At 49.9% G+C, this 25,315-nt stretch carries 23 protein-coding genes; 10 read left to right on the top strand and 13 right to left on the bottom strand.

The window, feature by feature from the left end; genetic code table 11:
* The first annotated feature begins 38 nt into the window (after positions 1 to 38).
* Together GC096_RS37895 and dgoD are read left to right on the top strand one after the other, a co-directional pair.
* A complete protein-coding gene (locus GC096_RS37895) occupies positions 39 to 314 on the top strand; it encodes a beta/alpha barrel domain-containing protein (RefSeq protein ID WP_171638484.1) in 276 nt (91 codons plus the stop codon).
* Positions 315 to 337: 23 nt separating this feature from the next.
* Positions 338 to 1,486 carry a galactonate dehydratase gene (gene dgoD / locus GC096_RS37900; RefSeq protein ID WP_171638413.1) on the top strand — a complete coding sequence of 383 codons (1,149 nt, stop codon included), beginning with the start codon at positions 338 to 340 and terminating at the stop codon, positions 1,484 to 1,486.
* A gap of 383 nt (positions 1,487 to 1,869) precedes the next feature.
* Here dgoD and GC096_RS37905 read toward each other — a convergent pair whose 3' ends face one another.
* The 4 genes from GC096_RS37905 to GC096_RS37920 all read right to left on the bottom strand — a co-directional run bounded on the left by GC096_RS37905 (position 1,870) and on the right by GC096_RS37920 (position 8,056).
* Complete coding sequence (locus GC096_RS37905; RefSeq protein WP_376769557.1) at positions 1,870 to 3,642, bottom strand: glycerol-3-phosphate dehydrogenase/oxidase; 1,773 nt, start codon at positions 3,640 to 3,642, stop codon at positions 1,870 to 1,872.
* A 136-nt stretch (positions 3,643 to 3,778) separates the two neighbouring features.
* Positions 3,779 to 5,287 (bottom strand): glycerol kinase GlpK, encoded by a 1,509-nt coding sequence (gene glpK, locus GC096_RS37910; RefSeq protein WP_171638415.1) that lies wholly within the window; start codon positions 5,285 to 5,287, stop codon positions 3,779 to 3,781.
* Positions 5,284 to 5,865, bottom strand: a complete 582-nt coding sequence (locus GC096_RS37915; protein WP_171638488.1) for a glycerol-3-phosphate responsive antiterminator — start codon at positions 5,863 to 5,865, stop codon at positions 5,284 to 5,286. The genes glpK and GC096_RS37915 overlap by 4 nt, the downstream gene beginning before the upstream one ends.
* Positions 5,866 to 6,055: 190 nt before the next feature.
* Positions 6,056 to 8,056, bottom strand: a complete 2,001-nt coding sequence (locus GC096_RS37920; RefSeq protein ID WP_171638417.1) for an elongation factor G — start codon at positions 8,054 to 8,056, stop codon at positions 6,056 to 6,058.
* Between the two features lie 147 nt (positions 8,057 to 8,203).
* On the opposite strand from GC096_RS37920, the gene GC096_RS37925 reads away from it, so the two are divergent.
* On the top strand, positions 8,204 to 8,890 hold the full coding sequence (locus tag GC096_RS37925) for a DNA-3-methyladenine glycosylase family protein (protein ID WP_171638419.1): 687 nt from the start codon (positions 8,204 to 8,206) through the stop codon (positions 8,888 to 8,890).
* A gap of 598 nt (positions 8,891 to 9,488) precedes the next feature.
* Here the strand turns inward: GC096_RS37925 and GC096_RS37930 are convergent.
* Positions 9,489 to 10,067 carry a TetR/AcrR family transcriptional regulator gene (locus GC096_RS37930; RefSeq protein ID WP_216626390.1) on the bottom strand — a complete coding sequence of 193 codons (579 nt, stop codon included), beginning with the start codon at positions 10,065 to 10,067 and terminating at the stop codon, positions 9,489 to 9,491.
* A gap of 16 nt (positions 10,068 to 10,083) precedes the next feature.
* Entirely contained in the window at positions 10,084 to 10,809 is a 726-nt protein-coding gene (locus GC096_RS37935) for an MBL fold metallo-hydrolase (protein ID WP_171638421.1), read from the bottom strand.
* 159 nt (positions 10,810 to 10,968) lie between these two features.
* On the opposite strand from GC096_RS37935, the gene GC096_RS37940 reads away from it, so the two are divergent.
* The 3 genes from GC096_RS37940 to GC096_RS37950 all read left to right on the top strand — a co-directional run bounded on the left by GC096_RS37940 (position 10,969) and on the right by GC096_RS37950 (position 13,093).
* Complete coding sequence (locus tag GC096_RS37940) at positions 10,969 to 12,045, top strand: M42 family metallopeptidase (protein ID WP_171638423.1); 1,077 nt, start codon at positions 10,969 to 10,971, stop codon at positions 12,043 to 12,045.
* Between the two features lie 178 nt (positions 12,046 to 12,223).
* Positions 12,224 to 12,667: a GNAT family N-acetyltransferase gene (locus GC096_RS37945; RefSeq protein ID WP_171638425.1), complete on the top strand. Its 444-nt coding sequence runs from the start codon at positions 12,224 to 12,226 to the stop codon at positions 12,665 to 12,667.
* Positions 12,668 to 12,721: 54 nt separating this feature from the next.
* The gene (locus GC096_RS37950; protein WP_312886427.1) at positions 12,722 to 13,093 is read left to right on the top strand and encodes a DUF2500 domain-containing protein; all 372 of its coding nucleotides are present in this window, start codon (positions 12,722 to 12,724) and stop codon (positions 13,091 to 13,093) included.
* 547 nt (positions 13,094 to 13,640) lie between these two features.
* Here GC096_RS37950 and GC096_RS37955 read toward each other — a convergent pair.
* Positions 13,641 to 14,786 (bottom strand): HAMP domain-containing sensor histidine kinase, encoded by a 1,146-nt coding sequence (locus GC096_RS37955; RefSeq protein WP_246303280.1) that lies wholly within the window; start codon positions 14,784 to 14,786, stop codon positions 13,641 to 13,643.
* The gene (locus GC096_RS37960) at positions 14,783 to 15,457 is read right to left on the bottom strand and encodes a response regulator transcription factor (protein WP_171638427.1); all 675 of its coding nucleotides are present in this window, start codon (positions 15,455 to 15,457) and stop codon (positions 14,783 to 14,785) included. The genes GC096_RS37955 and GC096_RS37960 overlap by 4 nt, the downstream gene beginning before the upstream one ends.
* 190 nt (positions 15,458 to 15,647) lie before the next feature.
* Here GC096_RS37960 and GC096_RS37965 point away from each other — a divergent pair, with 190 nt between their 5' ends.
* The gene (locus GC096_RS37965; protein WP_171638429.1) at positions 15,648 to 16,133 is read left to right on the top strand and encodes a hypothetical protein; all 486 of its coding nucleotides are present in this window, start codon (positions 15,648 to 15,650) and stop codon (positions 16,131 to 16,133) included.
* Between the two features lie 22 nt (positions 16,134 to 16,155).
* On the opposite strand, the gene GC096_RS37970 is transcribed toward GC096_RS37965, so the two are convergent.
* Positions 16,156 to 16,695 (bottom strand): PadR family transcriptional regulator, encoded by a 540-nt coding sequence (locus GC096_RS37970; protein WP_171638431.1) that lies wholly within the window; start codon positions 16,693 to 16,695, stop codon positions 16,156 to 16,158.
* A gap of 117 nt (positions 16,696 to 16,812) precedes the next feature.
* Here GC096_RS37970 and GC096_RS37975 point away from each other — a divergent pair, with 117 nt between their 5' ends.
* Positions 16,813 to 18,300 (top strand): MDR family MFS transporter, encoded by a 1,488-nt coding sequence (locus tag GC096_RS37975; protein ID WP_246303282.1) that lies wholly within the window; start codon positions 16,813 to 16,815, stop codon positions 18,298 to 18,300.
* A gap of 66 nt (positions 18,301 to 18,366) precedes the next feature.
* On the opposite strand, the gene GC096_RS37980 is transcribed toward GC096_RS37975, so the two are convergent.
* The gene (locus tag GC096_RS37980; RefSeq protein ID WP_171638433.1) at positions 18,367 to 19,344 is read right to left on the bottom strand and encodes a Gfo/Idh/MocA family protein; all 978 of its coding nucleotides are present in this window, start codon (positions 19,342 to 19,344) and stop codon (positions 18,367 to 18,369) included.
* A gap of 181 nt (positions 19,345 to 19,525) precedes the next feature.
* Here GC096_RS37980 and GC096_RS37985 point away from each other — a divergent pair, with 181 nt between their 5' ends.
* Positions 19,526 to 20,137: an FMN-binding negative transcriptional regulator gene (locus GC096_RS37985; protein WP_171638435.1), complete on the top strand. Its 612-nt coding sequence runs from the start codon at positions 19,526 to 19,528 to the stop codon at positions 20,135 to 20,137.
* A 62-nt stretch (positions 20,138 to 20,199) separates the two neighbouring features.
* Here the strand turns inward: GC096_RS37985 and GC096_RS37990 are convergent, their stop codons facing one another.
* The 3 genes from GC096_RS37990 to GC096_RS38000 form a co-directional block, all read right to left on the bottom strand.
* On the bottom strand, positions 20,200 to 22,020 hold the full coding sequence (locus tag GC096_RS37990; protein WP_171638437.1) for an ABC transporter ATP-binding protein: 1,821 nt from the start codon (positions 22,018 to 22,020) through the stop codon (positions 20,200 to 20,202).
* A 490-nt stretch (positions 22,021 to 22,510) separates the two neighbouring features.
* The gene (locus GC096_RS37995; protein ID WP_171638439.1) at positions 22,511 to 22,906 is read right to left on the bottom strand and encodes a VOC family protein; all 396 of its coding nucleotides are present in this window, start codon (positions 22,904 to 22,906) and stop codon (positions 22,511 to 22,513) included.
* A gap of 5 nt (positions 22,907 to 22,911) precedes the next feature.
* On the bottom strand, positions 22,912 to 23,961 hold the full coding sequence (locus tag GC096_RS38000) for a GGDEF domain-containing protein (RefSeq protein WP_171638441.1): 1,050 nt from the start codon (positions 23,959 to 23,961) through the stop codon (positions 22,912 to 22,914).
* A gap of 177 nt (positions 23,962 to 24,138) precedes the next feature.
* Here GC096_RS38000 and GC096_RS38005 point away from each other — a divergent pair, with 177 nt between their 5' ends.
* Positions 24,139 to 25,302: an iron-containing alcohol dehydrogenase gene (locus GC096_RS38005; RefSeq protein ID WP_171638442.1), complete on the top strand. Its 1,164-nt coding sequence runs from the start codon at positions 24,139 to 24,141 to the stop codon at positions 25,300 to 25,302.
* The last annotated feature ends 13 nt before the right edge of the window (positions 25,303 to 25,315 follow it).

The following is a 25,315-nucleotide window of genomic DNA, read 5'->3' on the forward strand; positions in this document are numbered from 1 at the left end:
GGGAGCATGAATAGCGCCATGTCAGACGTCTTACATACATTAAGAGAGTCGTTAAGCTTTTTCCTTGCTCGAGCTTAGGACCTTCGTATTTGAAAGAGCTCAAAGGTCCTCTAAATGAACTTAATATCCTTGCAGTCGGAGGGATAACGAAAGAAAATGCGCCTTCTTATTTGCAAGCTGGCGCCTCTTCAGTAGGTATAGGAGGAAATTTGGTAGCGCTTAACGAAATTCAACAAGGTAATTATAGTGCGATTACGACTTACGCCGAGCAGCTCATGGCGGCCGTACATGCAGTGAACTTTCAAACATTCTAAGATACAGGGAGAGGAAGTATACCGTGAAAATTACGAAATTAGAACTGTTCAAAGTACCGCCAAGATGGTTGTTTTTGAAAATCGAAACGGATGAAGGCATCACAGGATGGGGAGAACCTGTCGTTGAGGGGAAAGCCGATACGGTCGCTGCAGCCGTAATGGAAATGAGCGACCAGATCATCGGGAAGGATCCGATGCGAATTGAAGATATGTTTCAGGTACTATACCGCGGTGGGTTTTATCGTGGAGGCCCTATTCTTTCGAGTGCGATTTCTGGTATCGAACAAGCACTTTGGGACATTAAGGGCAAATTCTACAACGCCCCTGTGTATGATTTATTAGGTGGAGCTTGCCGCGATCGCACGCGTGTCTACTCCTGGATTGGCGGTGACCGTCCAAGTGACGTAGGTGAATCGGCGAAGCAGCAAGTGAAAGCCGGCTTCACTGCAGTGAAAATGAACGCTACAGAAGAACTTCATTATATTGATTCGATCCGCAAAGTAGATGAAGCCATTGCCCGCATTGCGGCCGTCCGCGAAGCCATTGGCAAAGATATCGGCATCGGCATCGACTTCCACGGTCGTGTACATAAATCGATGGCCAAAATCATCGTGAAAGAGCTTGAGCCTTATCGCCCGATGTTCATCGAAGAGCCCGTTCTGCCTGAAAACAATGAGGCGCTTAAGGAAATCGCTCGCTATACGTCGTGTCCTATCGCCACGGGAGAGCGCATGTATACGCGCTGGGGCTTTAAAGAACTACTCGCCCAAGGCATCGTAGATATCATTCAACCCGATCTTTCGCATGCTGGAGGTATCTTAGAAACTCGAAAAATTGCCGCAATGGCCGAAGCCTATGACATTGCTATCGCTCCGCATTGTCCGTTAGGGCCTATAGCATTAGCTGCCTGTCTACAGCTGGATACCTGCTCGCCTAACGCGTTCATTCAGGAGCAAAGCCTGGGTATTCATTATAATCAAGGCAGCGATCTGCTGGATTACCTGAAGGATCCATCCGTGTTCCAATATGAAGCAGGCTTCGTGAAGAATCTAACCGCTCCTGGCCTAGGAATTGAAATCAATGAAGAAAAGGTCCGTGAAATGGCTGCCATCGGTCATAATTGGAAGAATCCAATTTGGCGTCAAGAGGATGGTACTGTGGCGGAGTGGTAGGAGAGGAAACTCACCTCTAACAAGCACAACAAGCACAAATAAGTCGTCCTTCAATTCCTTGAGGAATTGTGGGACGACTTTTCAGTTAGTATGGAGCTTAGAGGTTTTGATACGCTAGCCTCGACGCGCATTAGATGGAAAACCTCCAGCTAATTTCAGCGTAATTCAGCCAAATTGCAGATTAACTGGAAAAACTCCAGCTATTTCAGACGAAAAACACTAATACAAGGAAATATGGCTCATTTTAGCTGTAGGAATTCCAGTTAATTTCCTAAAAGGGGCCATTTCGGCTAGATTAGCTGCAGGAAATCCAGTTATTCAATTTGCAGCTGTGTTAAATGACGTAGAACACGTTTATGTGAAGGAAAGCCTGTATCAACGGCTTAAGCCTCCAGCGGATGCACCGCCTCATGGAGCATCTGCTCCAGCTCGGCGGCGTAAGCCGCTGTCTGCGCTTCGCTCCAGCCGAAGCGCTCCGCCAGGAAGGCTGTCGCTGCAGCCTTCCACTGCCTTGCCCACGCGATGTCGAAGAAGAGGGCGCCCGTACGGCGGATAAAGAAGTCCGCCGGCTTCACGACCATCTCGCGCTCGATCGCGTAGACGAGCGCAGCGAGCACCGCGGCAGGCATGCCCCGCCGCGCAGCCTCACCCCGGTGCTGCTCCAGCAGCGCGAATACGGTGTCCACGTTGGACCCGTATCGCTGCGCGAGCAGCATCGTCTCAGGCTCGGTCAGCCCCAGCCGCAGGCCTTGGCTGACCTTGCTGCGCAAGAACGGCGCCAGCTGCGCCGAGCCGCCCACATCGCCGCCGGATATCGGCAGCGTCTTCGTACGGCTCGGCGGAAGCGCCGCCGAGACCTTGCCCTCCGCCACCAGCATGGCGGCGATCTGGTTCACGACCGACTCCGCCATTTTGCGGTAGCCGGTCAGCTTGCCCCCGGCCATCGAAATGAGGCCGGAACCCGAAATGAAGATTTCGTCGCGACGCGAAATCTCGGAAGGGTCTTTGCCCTCCTGATGGATCAGCGGGCGCAGCCCGGTCCAGCTCGATTCGACGTCGGCCTCCGTCAACCCGAGGGACGGAAACATCTCGTTCGCGGCCCGCAGCACATAGGCACGATCAGCCATAGTAATACGGGGATTGGCAATATCCCCTTTGTAGTTCGTGTCGGTCGTGCCGACATAAGTTTTGCCATCGCGCGGGATCGCAAACACCATCCGCCCGTCCGGCGTATCGAAATAGATCGCCTGCCCCAGCGGGAATCGGCTCTGATCAAAGACCAAATGCACCCCTTTGGTCAAATGCAACGTTTTCCCCTGCTTCGAGCGGTCCATGTCACGAAGGGTATCCACCCACGGCCCCGCCGCATTCACGATTTTGCTCGCATACAGCGAATAGGAAGCTGTTTGTTCTTTCCCATCTTTCCCATCTTTCCCATCTTTCCCATCTTTCCCGTCACTCCCAGCCAACTGATCCACAACCCGCACCCCAACCAACGTGCCATCCTTCACGATCAATTCCTCAACCTTGGCATAATTCACCGCCATCGCGCCGAGTTCCACCGCTTTTTTCATAACTTCAATGGTCAGCCGCGCATCATCCGTACGATACTCCACGTAGTAACCGCCGCCTCTGAGGTCTTTCTTTTTCAACAAGGGCTCGTGCTGCAAAGTCACATCAGGGCTGAACATTTTGCGTCGTTCCGAGCGCTTAACTCCCGCCAAGAAATCGTACACTCTTAAGCCGAGCGACGTAGACAGCTTGCCGAATGTCCCACCTTTATAAAAGGGCAACAGCATCCACTCCGGCGTCGTCACGTGCGGTCCATTTTCATACACAATCGCCCGTTCCTTGCCTACTTCAGCTACAACCTTTACGTCCAGCTGCTTCAAATACCGCAGACCGCCATGCACCAATTTCGTCGAACGGCTCGACGTCCCTGAAGCAAAATCCTGCATCTCAATCAACGCCGTGCGAAGCCCGCGACTCTGCGCATCCAGCGCAATACCCGCGCCGGTAATCCCTCCGCCGATCACGATCACATCGAATTGTTGCTGCGCCATCTCCTCGAGCATCTCTTTCCTTTTTAACCCGCTAAATTGTCTACTTGGATCCATCCGTTTATGTTGTCCAGCTTCCATTTGCCCTGTTGTCATGCCAATCTCTCCCTTATTTATGAATATGAAAAAACCACAACATACCTATCACGTTTGCACGTTAAGGTCCGCTGTGGTTTCTCCTAGTCTCCAACCGAATATGAACTTGTTAGTTGTAGTATATCACTCTATGCATTTATTTAAAAGCAATTGCGGCATTTACCGCCTTTTTCCATCCGCTGTATAACTTTTCTTGCAAGTCCGCTTCCATACTCTGCTCAAAAGCCCGATCCACCTGCCACTGCGCCGCAATTTCCGCCTGATCCTGCCAGAAACCAACCGCGAGACCAGCCAAATAGGCCGCCCCCAGCGCCGTCGTTTCATTAATAACCGGACGCTCAACCGTGACACCCAGCATGTCGCTTTGGAACTGCATGAGGAAGTCGTTTTTCACCACACCGCCGTCGACCCGCAGCTTCGTCAGTTCAATGCCAGAATCGTCTTCCATCGCTTGCAGCACGTCTTTCGTCTGGTACGCGAGGGATTCCAGTGTTGCCCGGATAAAATGCTCCTTCGACGTTCCCCGTGTCAACCCAAAAACCGCGCCTCGCACATCGCTGTCCCAATAAGGCGTCCCCAGCCCGACAAAAGCAGGAACCACATACACACCATCGGTCGATACGACGCGTTTGGCGTATTCTTCGGAATCCTTCGCGGATTTGATCATGCGCAGCCCGTCTCGCAACCATTGAATCGCCGAGCCCGCCACGAAAATACTTCCCTCCAGCGCATACTCAACCTTCCCGTTCAAGCCCCATGCTATGGTAGTCAAAAGGCCGCTGCGCGACGGAATCGCATGATTCCCTGTGTTCATCAGCATGAAGCAGCCAGTGCCGTAGGTGTTTTTGGCCATCCCTTTTTCGAAGCAGGCTTGACCGAACAGTGCCGCCTGTTGATCCCCAGCCGCGCCCGCGATTGGAATCGCCGCACCGAAGAACAGGCTTTCCTGTGTATGCCCATACACCTCGGACGACGAACGAACCTCTGGCAACATCACTGCGGGAATGTCCAAATGTCCCATCAGCTCCTCGTCCCATTTCAGCTCGTGAATGTTGTAAATGAGCGTGCGTGAAGCGTTCGAGTAATCAGTAACATGCGCTTGGCCGCCTGTCAGTTTCCAGATGATCCACGTGTCCATCGTGCCGAAAAGTAAATCCCCCTGCTCGGCCCTTGCTCTAGCTCCCTCGACGTGATCGAGGATCCATTTGATTTTGGTCGCCGAAAAATACGCATCAATCAGCAGCCCCGTCCGCTCCCGAAACAGCTCGTTAAGACCCGCAGCTTTTAATTTCTCACAGATGTCTGCGGTCTGCCGCGACTGCCAAACAATCGCATGGTACACGGGCATCCCCGTATGCTTATCCCACACAACCGCCGTCTCTCGCTGGTTCGTGATACCGATTCCCGCAATTTCCGTAGGCGGCACCCCCGTCTCAGACAGAAGCGTTGCGATCACACTTTGAATCGACAGCCAAATTTCGTTCGCATCATGCTCCACCCAGCCTGGCTTCGGAAAATACTGCTTAAACTCCTGCTGAGAGGTATGCACGATACTTCCTTTTTGATCAAATAAAATCGCTCTAGAGCTCGTTGTCCCTTGATCAAGGGAAAGAATATATGAGGGCTTGGATCCCGTAGTTGTCATGATTGATTATGCCTCCTTGTTACGCCATCGTAATGCTGCCAAAGCTCATGGTTCGAGGTCGTCACCGCCGTCGCGCCTGCCGCAAGCGCCTGCTCCACATCATCAATGGAACGGATCAGTCCGCCTGCAAAAATCGGAATACCCGAACGCTCCTTCACCTCTTTGATAATGTGCGGAATGACACCTGGCATAACCTCGATGTAATCGGGCTGCGTGCGTTCGAGCAGGGTGTAGCTTTTGTCCAGCGCCGAGCTATCCAGCAGAAAAAGCCGTTGAATCGCCAGCAAGCCGTTCTGCCTTGTCTTCGTAATCACATTGCCACGCGTCGAAATGATCCCCGCAGGGCGAATACTTTGACACAGAAATTCAGCCGCGAACTCGTCGTTTTTCAGCCCCTCGATCAAATCCGCGTGAAGCAGCATCTTCTTCCCGTGAGCTCGGCCCAGGTCTACAATGCTTTTGAGCTGGCCAATATGACTGTCGAGCAGCACGATATACGTGTATGACGACTTCATGAGCTTCTCTAAATCCTTCATCTTCCGGATGGCTGGTAAAATACACTGATCCTGCAGCGACATGCGCTTCACCTCGATTTTCTGAACTTCTGAACATGACCGCCATGACAAAAAGACTCACCAAGATTTGCCTCCAATATTCAAAGGGCAATCCGAGTGAGTCTCCTGTTCTCCGTCACATGTTATTAACTTACCTGTATTTTACTCAAAGAAGGGACGCCGTGTCAATCGTCGATGGTTGCACCCCGAGAGCTTAATTGGATAAGGCCTTTCGTACGGCCAAAATATACTTCGACTGATCGAGCGGATTAACGCCGCGCCGTTTGCGCTCTGCATGAACATCAGGAGGACTTGGCTGATAGCCTGCAAAAGAGGACGTAATCACGCCACGACCACCCGACATGGCGCTTAGCTTCACGGGATATTCGAGCGACGTTGCCACTGGGAGCCGCCCTTCAAGGACGAACCTTCCCCCAGCTATGCTAGGCGCATCGAAGCTCGCCCGCATCTGCACAAGGTCGCTCAGCACCTTGCCACCGAACTCTTCCGGAACGGTTATGCGTACCTGGAGCATCGGCTCAAGCAGCGTCGTGCCGGTCTGTGCGAGGCCTTGCATGATGCCCATTGGCGTCGCAACGGCAAAATCGAGCGGATGCGTGTGCCACACGTGGTGCTCACCCTCTACGAGCGTCACCTTCACATCGGTGACTTCCCAACCGAGCAAACCCTGCAGCAGCGCCTCCGGCACGCGGCGCGCCACCTCGTTCTGGTACTGCACGAGCAGCTGCTCGCCGCGTACCTGTGACTCATAAACGAGCCCGCTGCCCGGGCTACCTGGCTCGATGCGAAACCGTAAGATCGCCCAGCACGGCTTAGGCATCGTATAGGCAATGAAGCCTTCGCCGACTTGCGAAGGCGTTTCTTTGTAGATGACGGAAGGTTGATCGAACCTTACCGCGAGGCCGAAGCGCGAGCTCAAGAGACTCGTCAGAATCTCGAGCTGGATCGCGCCCATGACCTTGACGTGCAGTTCACGTTCATCCTGCAGCCATTGCAGATCGAGCAGCGGATCTTCGTCCGTGAGCTCCTGCAGGGCGGCGACGAGCGCCGGATACTGTGCATCGCTCTCGGCGTGGACCTGCACAGTCAACAGCGGTACCGCCATGCGCGGCGCAGGCGGCACACTGTCCGGCCGGCCCAGCACATCGCCGATCCGCACCTGCGTCAGGCCGCAGACGGCCGCGATGTCGCCCGCCGCGACAACACCGAGATCTTCGGCTTTGCGCCCGTCGATGCGGCGAATCTGGGTCACCTTCTCCTCCACGCCCTGCGTGGCATTGACGACGGTGTCCCGGTTACGGATCGTCCCCTCGTAGAGGCGGACGTATGCCATGCGCCCCATGGTCTTGTCGCGCTCGACCTTGAAGACCACAGCCGAAAGCGGCTGCTCCGCATCGCCGCGCGGCTCAGGCAAGTAATCGAGGATCGCTGCGAGCAGCTCCTCGATACCGATGGCTTTGCTGGAGGCTCCGACCAGCAAAGGAAAAGCCTCCCCCTGCCGCGCGTATCGCTGCAGGGCCGCCTTGACGTCGTGCGCCGCGATGGGCGCACCTTCAATGTAGCTCGTGAGCAGAGGCTCATCGAGCTCGGAGAGCTTTTCGACCGCGGCTGCGAGGTCGAATCCAGGAAGCGCGCCGGCTGCGGGCGGCGCGTCGTCCAGCACGTTCCGCGCTGCGCGGAACGTGTCTTCAATGCCCAGCGGCGCATAGATCGGCACCGCCATCCCCGTGAGCTGCTTATGAATCTCCTGCAGGACGCGTTCGGGGTCAGCCCCGACACGGTCCAATTTATTCATATAGAGCAGTGTTGGTATTTTAAGCGATTGCAGCGCATGCCAAATCATTTCTGTCTGCGACTGTACGCCCTCCACCGCAGAAATAATGAGAATCGCTCCATCCATCACGCGTAAGGAGCGCTCTACCTCCGATAAGAAATCGACGTGACCTGGCGTATCGACCAGATTGATCCATGTATGTTGCCACACTAGACTTGTTGTTGCACTGCGAACCGAAATCCCCCGCTCACGCTCAACATCCAGGGAATCCGTCTGTGCCGTCCCACTATCTACGCTGCCTAATGAGCGAATACGCCCACTTAGATACAGCAAATGCTCCGTAGTTGTCGTCTTCCCCGCATCCACGTGCGCAAATATCCCCACGTTCCTTCTCGACGCTATGCGTTTCTCATCTGTCATTTCCAGCTTCGGCCCCTTTGGCTTTCATTCTTTCTTCCATTATACTTAAAGAGAGTCATTTTGGATAAGTCACCCATTTCTCTTCTTGAGAGAGTGTGTAGCGAGAATGCGCCCGTTTTGGAATGATTTTTCAAAGGAGGAACTGTAATGCACCAGCCTACTGTGCCTACTACAACCATTCAACTTCATAACCAGCACCCTGCCATCATCGCCCTATCTCAAGCTGATCCGAAACTAGCCCGTCTAATCGAACTCATCGGTGAGCTCACACTTACACCCAGCTTTCATCCCTATGAGTCTCTCGTCATGTCGATTATTTCTCAACAACTCTCGGCCAAAGCCGCATTAACGATCAAAACGAGAGTTAAAGCGATTATTCCCACTATCACACCTGAAAACGTTTTAGCAACAGAGGAAGAAGCCATCCGTCAATGCGGTGTCTCCTATCCCAAAATCCGCTACATCCGCGACCTTAGCACCAAAGTGCTGAGCGGCGAAGTCATATTGGATCAGCTACAGGATGTAGATACCACAGAACTTCTGAAACAACTGACTAGTGTCAAAGGGATCGGCGTCTGGACCGCTGAAATGTTCCTCCTCTTCACCTTAGGCCGACCCGACATTCTATCCCTCGGCGATGCCGGTCTGCAGCGTGCAGCCCGCTGGCTGCATACGCTTCCCGAGCGCCCGGATAAAAACTACTTAGGCGTCGCCTCCGAAGGCTGGGCGCCTTATCGCAGCTTCGGCTCGCTCTACTTATGGCGCGCCATCGACACAGGCCTCGTTGATTCTGGTCTGCCGATAGAGGCGTGTGAGAAACCGATGCAGGCGTAAAGCAGCCTTCAGTGCCTGCTAAATCTGGGGAGTACCGCTGCTAATTCTCGCCTCCCCGGCCTCCACAATGCCGCTCCACGCAAAAAAGCGCGAGCCGTCCAACAGGACGCACTCGCGCTCACACTAGCACTAGCACTAGCACTAGCACTAGCACTAGCACTAGCACTAACACAAATCCTCACTAGCTCGCTTTCGCTTGCTGTAATTACTAATATTAGCTACTCTAATTCCCCATCTACCCTTCTCACTCTACTTCAATCGCCAACTAGCTACATCTACTGTCCTAAGTCAAACTAGCACGCACTTCAACAAATTTAACTGGATTTTATGCAGCTAATTCTGCTGATTATCACCCGAAAACTAGAATAACTGGATTTCATGTAGGTAATGTTCGTCCAAAGTCGCCATATCATCAAATTAAGCCAAAATAGATGTACTTTTTCCATCTAGTCATCCAATTTCATGAAATACGGCCATATTAGCTGGATTTTTTCCAATTAGTTGGCCATGCGGGCTCGCGCTCTTCGCTAAGTTGGGAAGAAGTTAGGTGGAGTAGAATGCAGTATAGTATGCGTGTGATGTAGGAGTAAGCATCATGCTACTTCTCACGCCCCACATCAGCACGCAGCCCCCGCAAATACGTCTGCAACAACCGGCGCAAGCTCTCATCCCGATCCAGCCCCATGCGAAAGCCATTCCGATGCTCGAGCGAGGCGAATCCGTGCACCATGCTCCGGAAGCCGCGCACCACATGCAGCGCATCTTCCTCACTGAGTCCATATGGCGCAAGAATCCGAAGCAGGAAGGTCACTACCCCAGCGCCGACCTCTTTCAGCTCGGGATCTTCATAATCAGGCAGCGCTGAGATCGCCTCGTACAAACCCGGCTGCTTCCTAGCGAACTCCACATAGGCCACACCCGCTGCCAGCAAGGCTTCATCCTCAGCTTTACCAATCACCGCTTCGATCATCGCCTCTTTCACGAGGACAAGGCCCCGCTTCGAGAGCTGCATGCGCAGATCAGGCAAACCTTTAATGTGATTGTAAAGAGAAGGTGTTTTGATATGGAGTTGGCCCGCCAGCGCTGCCAGCGACAGCTGCTCAACCCCTTGTTGATTAGCAAGTTCTATTGCTGCTTGCAAAACCGTTTCTGCATCTAATCCTTGTCGAATCGCCATCTAGTTCCCCTCTTTTCTAAATTGACGCTGATACGCCTTGGAATTTCGCAGTCGCTTCGTCGAGTGCAGCATCCATCACAGCTACCGGTTGCTCAATCATCCGTCCATGTCCGACTGCCAATAAGCTAGGCTCCAGCTGTCTCAATCTACGCGTACTCGCCAAAGAAGCTTCCTTACTCCAAGTCGCCAGCGCTGGGAACGGGAACTTCCACTTCACGACACCTGATACCGCTACTCCACCTCGTACTTGAAAAGCATCCCCGGCGATCAACGCCCGGCTCCGTACATCAAGAAATGCCATGGAACCTGGTGTATGACCAGGAGCTGCATAAGCTTGCAAGGACCCGATCCGATCCCCATCGGCCAGCAGCACATCGGGCTTCGTCTGAATCCCTTTTGGAATGCCGCCCTTAATCGGGGTTTGCGGCTCACCCGCTTCTAACGCCACATCCCCCGCCAACAGCTTCGCATCTCTTCTGGAGATGTAGACCTGAGCTTGTGGCAGCATTTTTTTCAAACCGTCTAATGCACCAATATGATCCCCATGCGCATGTGTTAGAATGATACGTGTAATCGGCTTCCCAATTTGCTGCGCCGCCTGTAGAATACCTTTCACACTGAATGGTAAGGCTGCATCAATCAGGGTTAATTCGGACTCTTCCTCTACCAAGTAACAATTCACTGGGAAAAATCTCGGCATAAAAGCCACCTGATATAAATATCCGATTCGCGTTATTTTCATGTTCAACGCCTCCTTTTAACTATTTATATTAGTATAATAACTAATATCATTAGTTATGTAAATAGGCATTTTTCGGGTACCAAAAACTTAACCTTCCATATGTGGTAAAATAGTTCTCATATTGTCCTACAATCCACACGAAGTGAGTGAGGTTACCTAATGAATACTGAAACTTTAGCACTTTTTAAAACGTTAACCGAAATGCAAGCTGCACCTGGCTTTGAGCGAGAGATCCGTGCATTTGTACGCGGCGAGTTGGCTAAATATACGGATGAGTTCGTACAAGACGGGCTCGGCAGCCTATTCGGCGTTGTGCGCGGCGACGAGACGGGCCCGCGCATTATGGTGGCGGGCCATTTCGATGAGGTCGGCTTCCTCGTCAACGGCATCACCGAGCACGGCACAGTCAAGTTCCAGCCGCTCGGCGGCTGGTTTAGTCAAGTGCTGCCCGCGCAGCGCGTGCAGATCATGACGGCGAACGGACCGATCATCGGTGTGATCGGCTCCGTTCCGGTGCACTTGCTGGACGAGGCTGCGCGCAGCAAGCCTGCAGACATCAAGACGATGTACATTGACATCGGCGCGGAAGACAAAGCCGATGCCATCGCCATCGGCATCAAGCTCGGGCAGCAGATCGTGCCGATCTGCCCGTTCACACCCCTGGCCAATCCGAAGCGGATTATGGCCAAAGCTTGGGACAATCGCTACGGCGTCGGCCTCGCGATTGAGCTCTTGAAGGAGCTTCACGGCGGGCCGAAGCTCCCGAATGTCCTGTACGCGGGAGCCACCGTACAGGAAGAAGTCGGCCTGCGCGGCGCAAGAACGGCCACGAATATGATTCAGCCGGACTTGTTCTACGGGCTGGATGCTAGTGCGGCCGGGGATATGACCGGCGACCGTCAAGCTTTCGGGCAGCTAGGGCGCGGAGCGCTGCTGCGGATCTTCGATCCCACGATGATTACCCACCGTGGGATGGTCGAGTTCATTCTGGATATGGCGGAGACACATAAGATCCCGTATCAGTACTTCATCTCGCAAGGCGGAACGGATGCGGGACAAGTGCACGTACAAGGCAGCGGGATTCCATCCGCTGTAATCGGGGTATGTGCGCGCTACATTCATACATCCGCGTCGATTCTTCACGTGGATGATTACGCCGCAGCCAAGGAACTGCTGATCAAATTAGTGCAAGCCAGCGATCGCACAACGTTAAACACCATTCTTTCACAAGCCTAAGTATCGTTTATAAGCCAAAAAAAGCGTATCAAGATGAATTCTTGCTGCGCTTTTTTGTATTTCATTAAACATTGTCCTTATACGTAAAAAATTGACATTTTTTTCATAAATATAGAACTAATGTTCCAATATATGGTACAATTAGCAATATAACTTGTTATTAGAAAGAAGGATACCCATGACTACATGCATTCGTGAAGCAACACCCCAGGATACATCAGCAATTAGTTCACTCGTTTCTCATTTGACTGGCAAACTGATTTCCCCTTTACATATTGAAAATAGGCTGCATAACATGCGCGACAACCCAGATGAATTGCTATATGTCTTCGAAGAAAAGAATCGGATTCTTGGTACATTAAGCTTTCGTATCCGCAGAGATCATACCGCACACAATGTAACGTTCAGTGAAATTTCGGTTATTTCCCTTAAGCAAGATCCCGATAGCAACCAAGCACCTTTGGCACAATTGAGAAGCTATGCCGAACAGCTGGCAAGTGATCATAACTGCTCTGGCATGATGTGGCTGACGGATGTAGAATCCACTGACATTTCCCGAACTGCTCGACCGCCCATCGGTTTTCATGAAACCGGCTATCGTTTTGTCAAACGGTTCCTCTAGCTAAGAGAACGTCGATTCACCTATTCTATCAATACTGCGAAGGAGTGCTTACTTGTGCTAGCTGGGTTAAATGAAGGAGCTTTAAGCACGCTTGTCCTTTTCCTCTTCATCCTCATCCTTATTCTCGCGGTTGGCATCTTTCTATCCATTATTATCAAATCTCTTTCGGTCTGGACATCCAATAACAATGCCCCCATTCAAGATCGATTCTGTAAGGTTGTTGCCAAACGGATTCAACTCTCCGGGAACACCAGTAATTTAAATTCAAACACCTCTTACTTTGTTACTTTTGAGTTTGAAGACCGGAGCAGAATGGAATTGTGGATAGGCCGGCAGCAGTTTGGCCATATGGTCGAGGGGGATATAGGGAATTTAACTTTTCAGGGCACTCGTTTCAAAGAATTCGAACGTAAGAAAGCAATGTGAGCAATTCCACGAATACGCAAGCATTTACAAGGAAATACAAAAAAATAGGCATATTCGTGCAGATATTTGAATAATCTGAATATTTACAATATTTTAATAATAGGCTATTATTAGTCCAAGGCAGACAGGGAGGACAACCCGCACCACACGGTGCAGGAACAACGAAGAGCCTTACATACTTCTAAGAGAGGGGATAGTCCATTGGACCATGTTAGCGAAGCATGCTACTCACTTGCGTTCTAAACGACAGGAGCCAAGTGCAGGAACGTCCCACTCGTTCATCCAGCATGCAGGAAATCAGATCATGCAGGTCATCACATTAGGAAAGGAACAGTAGTGAGGGACTTGTCGTATGGTTGATTAAATGGGCAATTAACGAAGAGGAAAGGACACTTTAACTTTGAGGCGAACGTATCGATTGCAGCAACTGACTTGCGAATTTTCGGGGAATGGAGTGTGCGGAAGAACAATTGAATAGGCAAAATGACTCATAGAGACCTCCGGTTATCATGGATAAGCGGGGGCCTCTATTTGCGTTCATACGATATTAAATGTTGGGTATCTGTGCCTTCTGAACAATCGGTAATCGGACAATGAAAGAAGTCATTTCCTCCATTCCGCTTTCCACATTGATCGACCCATGATGCATCTCCACGATTTTCTTCGCAATCGACAAGCCCAGCCCATTACCGCCTGCCATGCGATTTCTAGATTTATCCGCTTTGTAAAAACGTTCAAAAATATGCGTCTGATCCTCTTCTGGAATGCTAGGCCCATTATTCGATATCCGCGTTACAGCCTCTTCCCCGTTACTAACCACTCGAACACGAATCGTTCCGCCAGCAGGCACAAATTTCACTGCGTTGTGAATGAGGTTCGTCCATACCTGACTAAGCAGATCCTCATCGGCGTCAACAGTTACAGGATCCAGCTCGATGTCCATTTCAATATCTTTATCTACCCACTGCGGCTCACAAGCGAGAATATGATTGCGCAACTGTTTATCCAAACGATAGCTCTTCGGTTCAAAAGGGTGATGTTGCGACTCCAAGGAAGTCAGTTTCAGCAAATTTTCGCTGAGCTTGGATAAGCGTACACTTTCCGTCTCAATGATGGTCAAATAATGCTTACGCTCCTCCGGCGACAGCTGATCATTCTGCAGTGCGCGGGAGAATCCGCTGATGGACGTTAAAGGCGACTGAATCTCGTGGGAGACGTTGGAAATAAACTCCTGCCTCATTTTCTCTAATTGCCCGAGATCGGTCGCCATTTGATTAATGGACTCTGCTAACTCCACGAAGGGTCCATTTCGAGGATTATCATCCACCAACACATTGAAGTCCCCTCTCGACATGCTTCGGATCGCCTGATTCAAACTTTGGAAGAAAATCAACTGATGTTTCCTCATAAATTGGCCAAGTATGGCCATAGTAATCCCCCAGAAGAACATGCCTCCGATGCAGTTGATCAATTGCACGATGACTTCCGCAGGGCGTTTCCCCAGATGTTCGTATAGATACTCCGTGCCATAGAAGGCAGCTAACCAATACACGATAATAAGAATAAATATCCCTAAGCCAAAAAAGAAGCCGCCTATTCGTTGGAGAATGGACTGCTTATTATTCTGGCTCATTCTCCGCTTCTTCTGTCTTTCTCTCCGCTCTCTTCTCTCTGCTCTGTGCCGATGATTCATTTCAGCACCTCCAGCCGATACCCCAAGCCGCGAATTGTAGCGATGCGAAAAGCGTGCCGCTCCTCAGGAAATCGCTCGCGCAGCCGATTAATATGCACATCGACGGTTCGCTCGTTGCCTTCATAGTCGAAGCCCCAAATCTGCTCGATTAACTGATCGCGCGAGAAGGTTTTGCCCTGGTAGCTCGCGAGCTTGTAGAGCAGTTCGAACTCCTTGAGCGGCAGCGTGATGCTCTCTGCGCCAATGGTGACTTCATAGGTTTTGCGATTCATACTTAAATCGCCAGCCTGAATCGTTTGCGAGGAAGCGATTTTATAGCGCTTTAGCAGCGCTCTCACTCGCATCGCCAACTCAAGCGGTTCGAAGGGCTTGGTGAGGTAGTCGTCTGCGCCGAGTTCGAAGCCTTTGACCTTCTGCGCCGTTTCTCCTTTGGCCGTTAACATAAGTATCGGCAAATCATAATGCTCTCGAAGCTCCTTGCACAGCTCCCATCCGTCCATGTTCGGCATCATCACATCGAGAATAACCATATCGACTTGGACGGTTTGCAGCTTCTTTAGCGCTTGGACGCCATCTTCGGCTTCGACGACATCGAAGCCCTCGTTCAGCATGAACACGCGGACAAGCTCACGAATATACGGATCATCATCTACGATCATAATAGGTGCCATTTATGTTCAGCCTCGATTCTTGATGTTATTGTCTGCATATAGAATGTGTTTATGATAGAAATTAGTATAAAGGAGCAATATAAACTCAATTTAAACCAGAAGCTTATTTTATGAAATGAAAGGGCTTTATTTGGAAAATGATTTGTGATAAATTTGGGAAAAGGAACAGTTTGGGGGGGTTGTGGCCTGTATGACAAATAACACATTGGCGGATTTCAACAAGCTGACTACCGTGGAAGCGGAAGCCCTATTTAGGCGCGAGGTACTTTCGGAAGGATTCGCAGGTTTCAGGCGGTTACTCGACAGTCTCACAGATGCGATCAAAGCCGCGGGAGACACGGAAATGGACATCGTCGAACAGTCCGTTGCGAAAGCAAAGCGGCTTTTTCCTGAACCTGTTGATTTCAGTCCATCTTGGGAGAAGATTTGGCCAGAGCTCGAAAGTACCCTAGCTGCCAAGAAACACATTTTCGCAAACATCCCTCAAGCAGAGAGAGCCGGAGAATGGCAGGTTATCATGGATAATCCGCTCGTCGTACAAGAGGTCGTCTGCTACCCTGCATTGACGTTCGAGGATGCGGCCTACCTGTATGCTTATTTCCGACCGCAATTAGAGAAGTCCGAATACATTCGTCTGCAGAAAATCCAAACAGTCATTCAGGAAATCGGCAGTTAGGATCACTTGAAAATACATCAAATCACTTCAATTTCTCCTTCATCCACTCACACCAATACAAATCCGTATCTACTTTCATTGTGGCTTTATGTACCAATACATACATGCCGAATGCAGCATCTTCAATCTCTAATTGATCGAGCGGTTTCTCACTTCCTTGTTGGAGCTTATCCATCAGGAGGTTGAATCGCTCTTTTTTCTTCTTATAATATACTTCGCGTACCGCGAGCATCTTCCTCGCCTGTTCTTTATCTACTAATCCAATGCAGTACACCTTAAGGGCAAGCTCATCCCTTGTCACAGGTTCGTCCGTTGGCTCAGCGATCCACCCCCGTAATGCTTGCTTCCCTTGCTCTGTGATGGAGTACACTTTCTTATCCGGCTTATCGGATTGTGGTACATGTACGAAAGCCACGTGCCCCTTTTGCTCTAATTGTGCTAATAAGGGGTAGATCTGGCTATGTTTGGCGGACCAAAAAGGCTGAATATGTTGCATAAGTTCATACCCCGAACGGGAGTTTTTGGTTAAAAGGCTTAGTAATCCATATGAAAGGGTATTCATTAGCGCTCCTTTTTTATGTCATTATTGACATATAAACATATCGGTAGTATGATGATTTTCATTCAAAATTATAGAGAATACTATCGGTAAGATCAATGATAGAGTGGAGGCATTATTTTGAGCAAGGATGAGTTACAGCAAGTGCGCTTCTGGCCAATTATGATCGCTATCTTCTTCGGATCGTTCGTTTCGATTCTAAGTATGAGTACGATTAATATCGCGATACCGATTCTTAGTGATCATTTCCATACCGATTTGAGCAAAATCCAATGGACAATTACTGGTTTCATGCTCGCAAGCGGTACGATCGCTCCGATTACAGGGTATTTCGGGGAGAAATTCAGCTACAAACGATTATACGCGATTGCGTTGATTGGTTTTACAATATTTTCACTCCTATGTGCGTTAGCATGGGATGCTTCATCACTGATTGCTTTCCGTATTATTCAAGGGGCTTTCAGCGGTCTAATTATGCCGGCTACCATGACGATTGTGTATCAAGTTATCCCGCGTGACAAGCAACCGATCGCGATTTCACTTTGGTCCTTGTCTGCTATGATGGCGCCAGCAATCGGGCCTACATTGAGCGGTTGGTTATTGCAAAATTGGAGCTGGCACTGGTTGTTCCTCATGAACGTACCTGTCGGCATTGTTGCTATTATTCTCGTTTTCAAATTAATCCCTTATTACCGTCTTTCGGTTCCAAAAAGATTCGATTTAATCGGCTTGCTCACTGTCGTTGTCAGCAGTCTTGCCTTGCTCGTCGGCTTCTCCCAAGGACATGCTTGGGGATGGTCATCAGGACGTGTTATCAGTCTATTTGCAACAGGTTTCCTAGTCCTTCTGCTATTCATCTGGAGAGAACTTAAGGCTGACTCCCCATTATTGAACATCCGTGTATTGAAAAACTCGAGATATACGCTATCACTCATTATTTCCAGTATTGTTACGATAAGCTTGTACTCAGGTACCTTCCTGACACCGATTTTCTTGCAAAACATTCAGCATGTTACTCCATTGGATACAGGACTAATTCTATTACCCGCCTCCCTCGTAATGGCACTTTGTATGCCAATCGTAGGCAAGCTGTATAGCAGTGTTGGGCCTCGTATTCTAATTTTTATCGGTATTTCCTTAATTGCGATCGGTACGCTCACACTCAGTTGGTTAAGTACTGACGTATCACGCGGCTATATTGTGTTCTGGATGATCGTTCGGAACGTCGGGATTGCTTTCGCTACGATGCCTGCAAGTAATGCAGGGATGGAGCAAATTCCGAGAACTCTCTCTGGCCATGCAACATCGATTAATAACTGGGTTCGTAACGTATTCGGGTCCTTTGCAATCGCCCTATTCACTTCCGTTCTATCGTCCCAAACCGCAACGCATAGCAAGGACCTTGCTACTGGCGGAATGACAGACAAAGTGCAAATTGGTTCGCACGCCTTCACGATGAGTGTCAATGACGTATACTTGCTTGCCACATTTATTGTACTGGTCGCTCTGCCGCTCAGCTTGTTCCTTAACAAGCGCTCCTTAGCACCCGACAATCCTTCAGCGTCGGCACCTGCTCCTATTGTAGCAACGCCGAGCCCGAAAGCCTAATGCACAAATAAAGAACCCCAGTCCGATGTGATGGCATTCACATTAGGCTGGGGTTTTCGTTTATTCTTATGCGCGGTAGAAGTCGCGCAGCAGTTCGTCCATCACACGATTCGTACGTGCGGCAGTTACACCCGTACTAGGACTTTGCCCGATGCCTCGGAGATCATCAACAATCTTCTGAATCAGCGGCTGTTGCACATGCGGAGGGTTGGGAATCGTCAGTTCTTGAACCTCACCATCTGCGGTTTCAATGCGCAGATCACCACTGAACGTAGAGAACGATAGTTTGCCAAGGCTACCCACAATCTCATTCAAATCTAGGCGTGTGAACGCATTGAAACTCCATACCCCTGTACCCATTACACCGGATTCAAATGCGTAGCTCGTTGTTACGATATCTTCGACCTTTTGCTTGCCGGTTTGATTGCTTGCGAAGCCTTTGACCTCTCCGATCGGCCCCAATATATAATCAAGGATATCTAGCGCATGGCTCGCCAAATCCACGAATAGTCCGCCGCCTGATAGTTCAGGCTGAATGCGCCACGGTTCTAGTCCTTCTTCATAATCTCTCATCGGTTGCAAGTACGTGGATTGTACGAAGCGAACCTCCCCGATCACCCCACTATCAATCAAACGCTTGATTTCCACGAATTTCGGGAGTCCTCTGCGATAATACGCCACAAACAAAGGCACACCCGCTTCTTCACAAGCGGAGATCATTTCTTGACACTCAGCGTGATTTCTAGCCATCGGCTTCTCCACGTAGACAGGCTTTCCTGCTTTGGCCGCGAGTAACGTATATTCATGATGAAAGCCTGGCGGTGTTGCGACGTAGACCGCATTTACATCTGGATCGTTGACTAACGCCGCGGCGTCATCATACCATTTTGCCACACCATGCCGCTTCGCATAGTCCTCTGCTAATGCCCCATTGCGGCGCATAACCGCGACTAATTCCGAGCCTTCTGCCTTCTGCAGGGCTGGGCCGCTTTTGACCTCCGTCACATCACCGCAGCCAATAATTCCCCAACGAACCTTTTCCATTCTATTGCCTCCTCTTGAATTGCGTAGTTGGTTAGGTATTCGACATTAGGGTTGCGACCTCCTGTACACAATTCGTAAGCAATAGTAGTGGTCTACTCAAAATCGAAGTAATTGGCACTTTTTATGTACCATAGGAGTTGCTATACTAATGCTAAAATGCTAAGACAAAGCAGGTGCAGCCATGTACACACCGTCCCATTTTAAAATAGAAGAGCTGTCGGAGATGTATGACCTCATCAAAGCACATAGTTTCGCCACTGTCGTTTCGCAACATCAGGAGCGTCCCTTTGCGACCCACCTCCCCTTCCTATTGAGTTCGGAGAAGCATTGCCTATATGGGCATTTCGCTCGTTCGAATCCTCAGTGGATGGATATCGAGGGACAAGAGATCTTGGTGATTTTCCAAGGTCCTCACTGCTATATCTCCCCTTCCTGGTATGGAACGCCTGCCGCTGTACCCACGTGGAATTACACGGCCGTTCATGTGTACGGCAAGGTCGAGTTCATTCACGACGATCAAGACGTGTTACGCGTCTTACGGCAGCTAACAAGTAGGTATGAGGGATCAAACAGCACGTATGATTTAGACAGCATTGACCCTCACTTTATTGCAGGGCTGAGTAAAGGGATTCAAGCCTTCCGGCTCTCGATTTCCAGCATCGAAGGCAAGGCCAAGCTCAGTCAGAATCAGCCCGTCGAGCGCCAAGAGCGCATTATTCGAGAACTGGAGCTTAAGGGAGATCTGGAGCAGCAAATTGCTGTCCTAATGAAGGGAAGACTTGGCGGCTCCTAACGCCGCGAATGAACAAAAAGCCTCTACCCCCGTCATTTCATGGGTGTAGAGGCTTTTTTCATTCAAGAATGGATTTGCTCGGTTGGCGCCAATTCAGGTGCCAGCGGTGAATGCTCCGCAATCAACTGCTCTTGTATCTGCAGCTGTTGGGTAGCGAACTCACGATACATCTCATGCGACTCGATAAGCTCTTGGTGCGTGCCGCGGCCTGTAACGACACCTTTGTCGAGGAACACGATCTGATCCGCGTCGACGACCGTAGATAAACGATGGGCAATGACTAACGTGGTACGTCCTTGCATCAAGTTCTGCAGCGCTTGCTGTACGACGACCTCTGATTTGCTATCCAAGCTTGATGTCGCTTCGTCCAGCATGAGAATCTTCGGATCCCGTAGCAGCGCCCGGGCAATGGCAATCCGTTGCCGCTGTCCGCCTGACAGCTTGATTCCGCGCTCTCCTACTTCCGTGTCATACTTCTGCGGAAGCTCTTCAATGAAACCATCCGCATAGGCCATCTCGGAAGCCCGCTTCAGCGCCTCTTCTGTCACTCCGTGCTGCAAGCCATAACAAATATTATCCCGAATTGTCCCCGCAATGAGCGGACTTTCCTGCGATACATAGCCGATCTGGCTGCGCCAGGAGACGAGCGAGTACTGACCAATCTTTTCTTTACCCAGCGAAATGTTACCTTTCTGCTGAGAATAAAAACGCTCCAGCAACGAGAACATCGTCGTCTTCCCGCTTCCGCTTGGTCCGACAATGGCGGTGACTTTGCCCGCTTCCATCGTGAAGCTGACATCTTTGAGAACCGATTCACCCTCTTTATAACCAAACGATACATGCTCGAAATGCAGCGATTGGGAAGCATCTTTGACGGGTAAACCTGCGTGCGGATCTTCCTCTTCATGATCCAGCACCTGAAGAATGGTATCTGTTGCGCCCATCGCTTTCTGCGTTTGCGTGAAAAATTGTGTAATCTGCGTAATCGGCATCACGATTTGGAATAAATACAGCATGAATGCGACTAGCTGACCCGCAGATATCGCACCAGACGCTACACGTGTACCGCCATATCCGAATAGGACGACGAACATCATCAACATGACAAACATAATCAGCGGCGACATCAATGCTTGAATCTTGCCTTCTTTTAGTCCAAATTTGAACAACGTCTGGATCCCTGCGCTACCTTCCTTGTACTCCACAGGCTCTGCATTGGCAGCCTTCACCAAACGAATCTCAGATAATACCCGATTCAAAACCGACGTGAAATTAGCCGTTTCGGCTTGCATGCCTTTAGAAATTTTGTACATTTGCATACCCAATGGAAAAAGGATAAGGAAAGCAATCGGGAATATGCTGAACATGATCAGTGTCATTTTCCAATCCATATACAATAGCACGATAATAGACCCGATAATGGAAATGGTGCCTGTAATAAAGCCTGCCATATGCTCGGCGATAAGCCCTTTAATAATGGCCGTATCATTCGTCATCCGCGAGATCGTGTCCCCCGTTTGATGATTATCATAATACTTAACCGGAAGCACGAGCAGCTTCTTCCACAGGCGATCCCGAATACCAGCGACCACCCGCTGCCCTGAAAAATTCAATAAATACGTGGCTACGCCAGAAGCAACAGCCGATAAGATAAACGCAAGCCCCATCCCGCTAATTTGCCACCAATTTAGTGAGCTGATGGAGAAATTATCCACCACATTTTTCGTGAATAGCGGTATAACCAAGGAGACAAGCGTTGCGATCACACTTAACCCTAGTGCAATACTCAGTAAAAGTTTAGGCGGATTAGCACTCTTCAGTAAGCGGAGGAAGCCCCGCCAGTCATTTTTTTGTTTCGGTTGATCTCTTTTCGTCTTTGCCATCTATCTCTACTCCTTTGCCCGATCGGATGTAATTCCGTGTGCATGAATTTGTTATCTACCACTGGTTATGATCATACTCCCCTATTTTAAACAGAATATAAACGCGTTCGAATCGGTCCTGAGGCGGAATGGGCGATCTGGAGGCGAAATCTACCTCAATTCTCCCCATCGCTCCCATCTAACGGACACAGATGACGTTATTCGGTCATTTGGTTGGATCTGCTTGTTCTATCGGACAACACGGCCGTTATTCTCCTGATTATGGTGCAATATGGCCTCCAAAACCGTAAATAGCGGCGCCTGTGTCCGTTAAATGTCGAGTCCGTCTGATTTCGTCGCAATAGAGGCAGCTATGTCCATTAGAATTACACCAGTCGTGGGAGTAGCGGATGATACGAAAATTAGCGGAGAGAAGTATCGGAGAGGGCAAGGAAAAAGCTCCCTCACGAGAGCCATACGGCTTCTCACAAGGGAGCTCTCTTCGTTCCACTTATAATTCAGTGGCCACCTGCCACACGACTCCGTAACGATCTCGCACACGTCCCAGCATCGTTCCCCAGAACATGCGTTCAAATGGCATGATGACATCGCCATCCATAGCTAAACCATCATAAATCTTGCGCGCCTCCTCCTCATCCTTGAAGGTGAGTGCTAAATCCATGCCAGTGCCTCTGTCACTGGCCTCTATACCTGCATCTGCCATGAAGAATCGCAGACCCAGCGCCTGCAGTTCCAAATGCATAACCAGGTGCTTCTTCGACTCTTCCATCCCAGGTAGATCGCCATACGACTGGACGTTAATAATTTCTCCGCCTAACACACTCACATAGAAGTCAGCCTGATTTCGCGCGTCAGCACTATAAATATAAGGAGATAAGGTTGCCATAGTTTCTACTCCATCCTTTCTGTACGAGCCCATAGCAATTGATTCTTGCCATGTGTTTTCGCTTCATATAGTAATTCATCAGCCGCGGCGACCAGCTCCGACTTCCCTTGTCCCCGATCACGGAGTGCGGCCCCGAAACTCATCGTAACTTGAAATGCATCATTACCATGCTCAAATACTTTGGCCCGCAGCTTGTCCAGAAATAAGTTGAATAGCTCCATCGCCTTATGCTGAGAATCTGTATATAAAATAATCGCAAATTCCTCACCACCATAGCGAAAGGCACAGCCTTGCGTACTTGGGATGGACGCCTCTAATAGGCTGCCAATCTCTCTCAAAACCGTATCACCTGCTTGGTGACCGTAGCGATCATTGATTTGCTTAAAATAGTCAATATCCCCCATCATAAGTGTGAGTGGTCGTCTATTTGCAATAACCTCTCTAATCTGTTCTTGAAAGCTACGATGGTTATGGAGCCCTGTTAAATAATCCTGTTTTGCTAAATTTTCAAAAATCCCCTTTTCAATGAAATGCTTCCGCTCCCTTGCTACAATGATGCCACCAATGACGCCAATCATAAGTAGGAAGACAAAATTAAAAAAGTGTCGGGGTAGATCGTCTATTAGAAACCCGCCATCCACTAGCTCAACTACGAAACAATATCCGATGATGATCATCCCCGTCGCCACCATGGATCCTCGGAAACTCCAATACATCGAAGCATGAAGAATAACTAAGTAAGCAATTGGGAGAAGTGGGCTATGTGTCCCATCTGTCAATACGATAACAGCAATAAAGGATACATAATCCATGACTACACCTATTCGTGTCACTATGCGATAGAATCCAGAGGCTATAGGCGTAAAATGCAGAGCCACCTCCGTAGTTGCCATATACAGAATAGCGATTGCAAGCATACTCCAAAAAAGAGATAGACTCTGCGAGGCGCTATAATAATAGTTCAAATACAAATAGGATGAAGCAGCAAGAAGGAACCAACGTACACAACTATATGCAATTTCTAAGATATGGTCAGACTTTCTTATTTTCACCATGCTGCAATCACATCCCTACCAGATGACATTCCCCTTATTCATTCTATACCTTGTCCCTATGTCCTTCTTATATGCTCGCGAACTACGAATCCGCCGCCAATTTTGTTTTTAGCAGATTGTTACTATACAATAATAAGAGGTGCACAACGCCCCAGATATGTTCAAGGAGGTAAAATCATGAATAATTTCACTTTCCATAATCCAACTACCCTACATTTCGGTCAAGGTCAATTAGACAAACTAACGACCGAAGTACCGAAGTATGGGAAAAATATTTTGCTTGTCTATGGTGGAGGCAGCATCAAAGCCAATGGTATCTATGACAAGGTTGTTCAGCTCTTACAAGGACTAGAGGCAACCATCGTAGAGCTTAGCGGCGTTGAGCCTAACCCGCGATTAACTACCGTCCACCGCGGCGTAACCCTGTGCCGTAGCAACAACATCGACCTTATCCTTGCAGTAGGCGGCGGCAGTGTGATTGACTGCGCGAAAGCCATTGCCGTGGGCGCCAAGTTCGATGGCGACTTCTGGGATATCGCTACGCGCAAAGCAGCAGCAACAGGCGCACTACCGTTAGCAACCGTGCTGACAATCGCTGCGACTGGCTCCGAAATGAACGCCGGTTCTGTCATTACCAATTGGGAAACCCAAGATAAACTTGGCTGGGGAAGTCCATTTTCATTCCCGAAATTCTCTATTCTTGACCCAGCCCATACAACATCCTTGCCTGAAAACCAAACCGTATACGGCATGGTCGATATTATGTCTCACGTCTTTGAGCAATACTTCCATCATGGCACGAACTCTCCTGTGCAGGATGGGTTCTGCGAAACGATTCTGCGTACGGTTATCGACACGGCACCTCTTTTGCTAGAGGATCTGAACAATCTTGAACATCGCGCAACCATTCTGTACAGCGGCACTATGGCGCTGAATGGCACGCTAAGCATGGGCATCCGTGGGGATTGGGCGACGCACAACCTGGAGCACGCGGTTTCTGCTGTCCATGATATCCCGCACGGCGGCGGCTTGGCCATCCTCTTCCCGAACTGGATGACCCACACCCTCGATGCCAACGTGGGACGCTACAAACAGTTCGCGCAGCGCGTCTTCGGCATTGATGCCGCAGGCAAATCCGACAAGCAAGTGGCCGAGGAAGGCATCGCGGCATTGCGTGCGTTCTTCACCAGTATCGGCGCACCAAGCCGACTGGCTGATTACAACATCGACGAATCCACCATCGAGCTCATGGCCGATAAAGCTATGATTTACGGCGATTTCGGTAACTTCCAGAAGCTGACTCGCGCCGATGTCGTGAAAATTTATCAGATGTCGCTATAAGCATAGCGAGCAT

Source organism: Paenibacillus plantarum, from assembly GCF_013141695.1.
In the GTDB taxonomy this organism is placed as follows: Bacteria; Bacillota; Bacilli; order Paenibacillales; family NBRC-103111; genus Paenibacillus_E; species Paenibacillus_E plantarum.

Coding starts and splice junctions, on each gene's coding strand:
- GC096_RS37905 (WP_376769557.1), bottom strand. CDS start 3,642: ATGACAACAGGGCAAATGGAAGCTGGACAACATAAACGGATGGATCCA.
- glpK (WP_171638415.1), bottom strand. CDS start 5,287: ATGACAACTACGGGATCCAAGCCCTCATATATTCTTTCCCTTGATCAA.
- GC096_RS37915 (WP_171638488.1), bottom strand. CDS start 5,865: ATGTCGCTGCAGGATCAGTGTATTTTACCAGCCATCCGGAAGATGAAG.
- GC096_RS37920 (WP_171638417.1), bottom strand. CDS start 8,056: ATGACAGATGAGAAACGCATAGCGTCGAGAAGGAACGTGGGGATATTT.
- GC096_RS37925 (WP_171638419.1), top strand. CDS start 8,204: ATGCACCAGCCTACTGTGCCTACTACAACCATTCAACTTCATAACCAG.
- GC096_RS37930 (WP_216626390.1), bottom strand. CDS start 10,067: ATGGCGATTCGACAAGGATTAGATGCAGAAACGGTTTTGCAAGCAGCA.
- GC096_RS37935 (WP_171638421.1), bottom strand. CDS start 10,809: ATGAAAATAACGCGAATCGGATATTTATATCAGGTGGCTTTTATGCCG.
- GC096_RS37940 (WP_171638423.1), top strand. CDS start 10,969: ATGAATACTGAAACTTTAGCACTTTTTAAAACGTTAACCGAAATGCAA.
- GC096_RS37945 (WP_171638425.1), top strand. CDS start 12,224: ATGACTACATGCATTCGTGAAGCAACACCCCAGGATACATCAGCAATT.
- GC096_RS37955 (WP_246303280.1), bottom strand. CDS start 14,786: ATGAATCATCGGCACAGAGCAGAGAGAAGAGAGCGGAGAGAAAGACAG.
- GC096_RS37960 (WP_171638427.1), bottom strand. CDS start 15,457: ATGGCACCTATTATGATCGTAGATGATGATCCGTATATTCGTGAGCTT.
- GC096_RS37965 (WP_171638429.1), top strand. CDS start 15,648: ATGACAAATAACACATTGGCGGATTTCAACAAGCTGACTACCGTGGAA.
- GC096_RS37970 (WP_171638431.1), bottom strand. CDS start 16,695: ATGAATACCCTTTCATATGGATTACTAAGCCTTTTAACCAAAAACTCC.
- GC096_RS37980 (WP_171638433.1), bottom strand. CDS start 19,344: ATGGAAAAGGTTCGTTGGGGAATTATTGGCTGCGGTGATGTGACGGAG.
- GC096_RS37985 (WP_171638435.1), top strand. CDS start 19,526: ATGTACACACCGTCCCATTTTAAAATAGAAGAGCTGTCGGAGATGTAT.
- GC096_RS37990 (WP_171638437.1), bottom strand. CDS start 22,020: ATGGCAAAGACGAAAAGAGATCAACCGAAACAAAAAAATGACTGGCGG.
- GC096_RS37995 (WP_171638439.1), bottom strand. CDS start 22,906: ATGGCAACCTTATCTCCTTATATTTATAGTGCTGACGCGCGAAATCAG.
- GC096_RS38000 (WP_171638441.1), bottom strand. CDS start 23,961: ATGGTGAAAATAAGAAAGTCTGACCATATCTTAGAAATTGCATATAGT.
- GC096_RS38005 (WP_171638442.1), top strand. CDS start 24,139: ATGAATAATTTCACTTTCCATAATCCAACTACCCTACATTTCGGTCAA.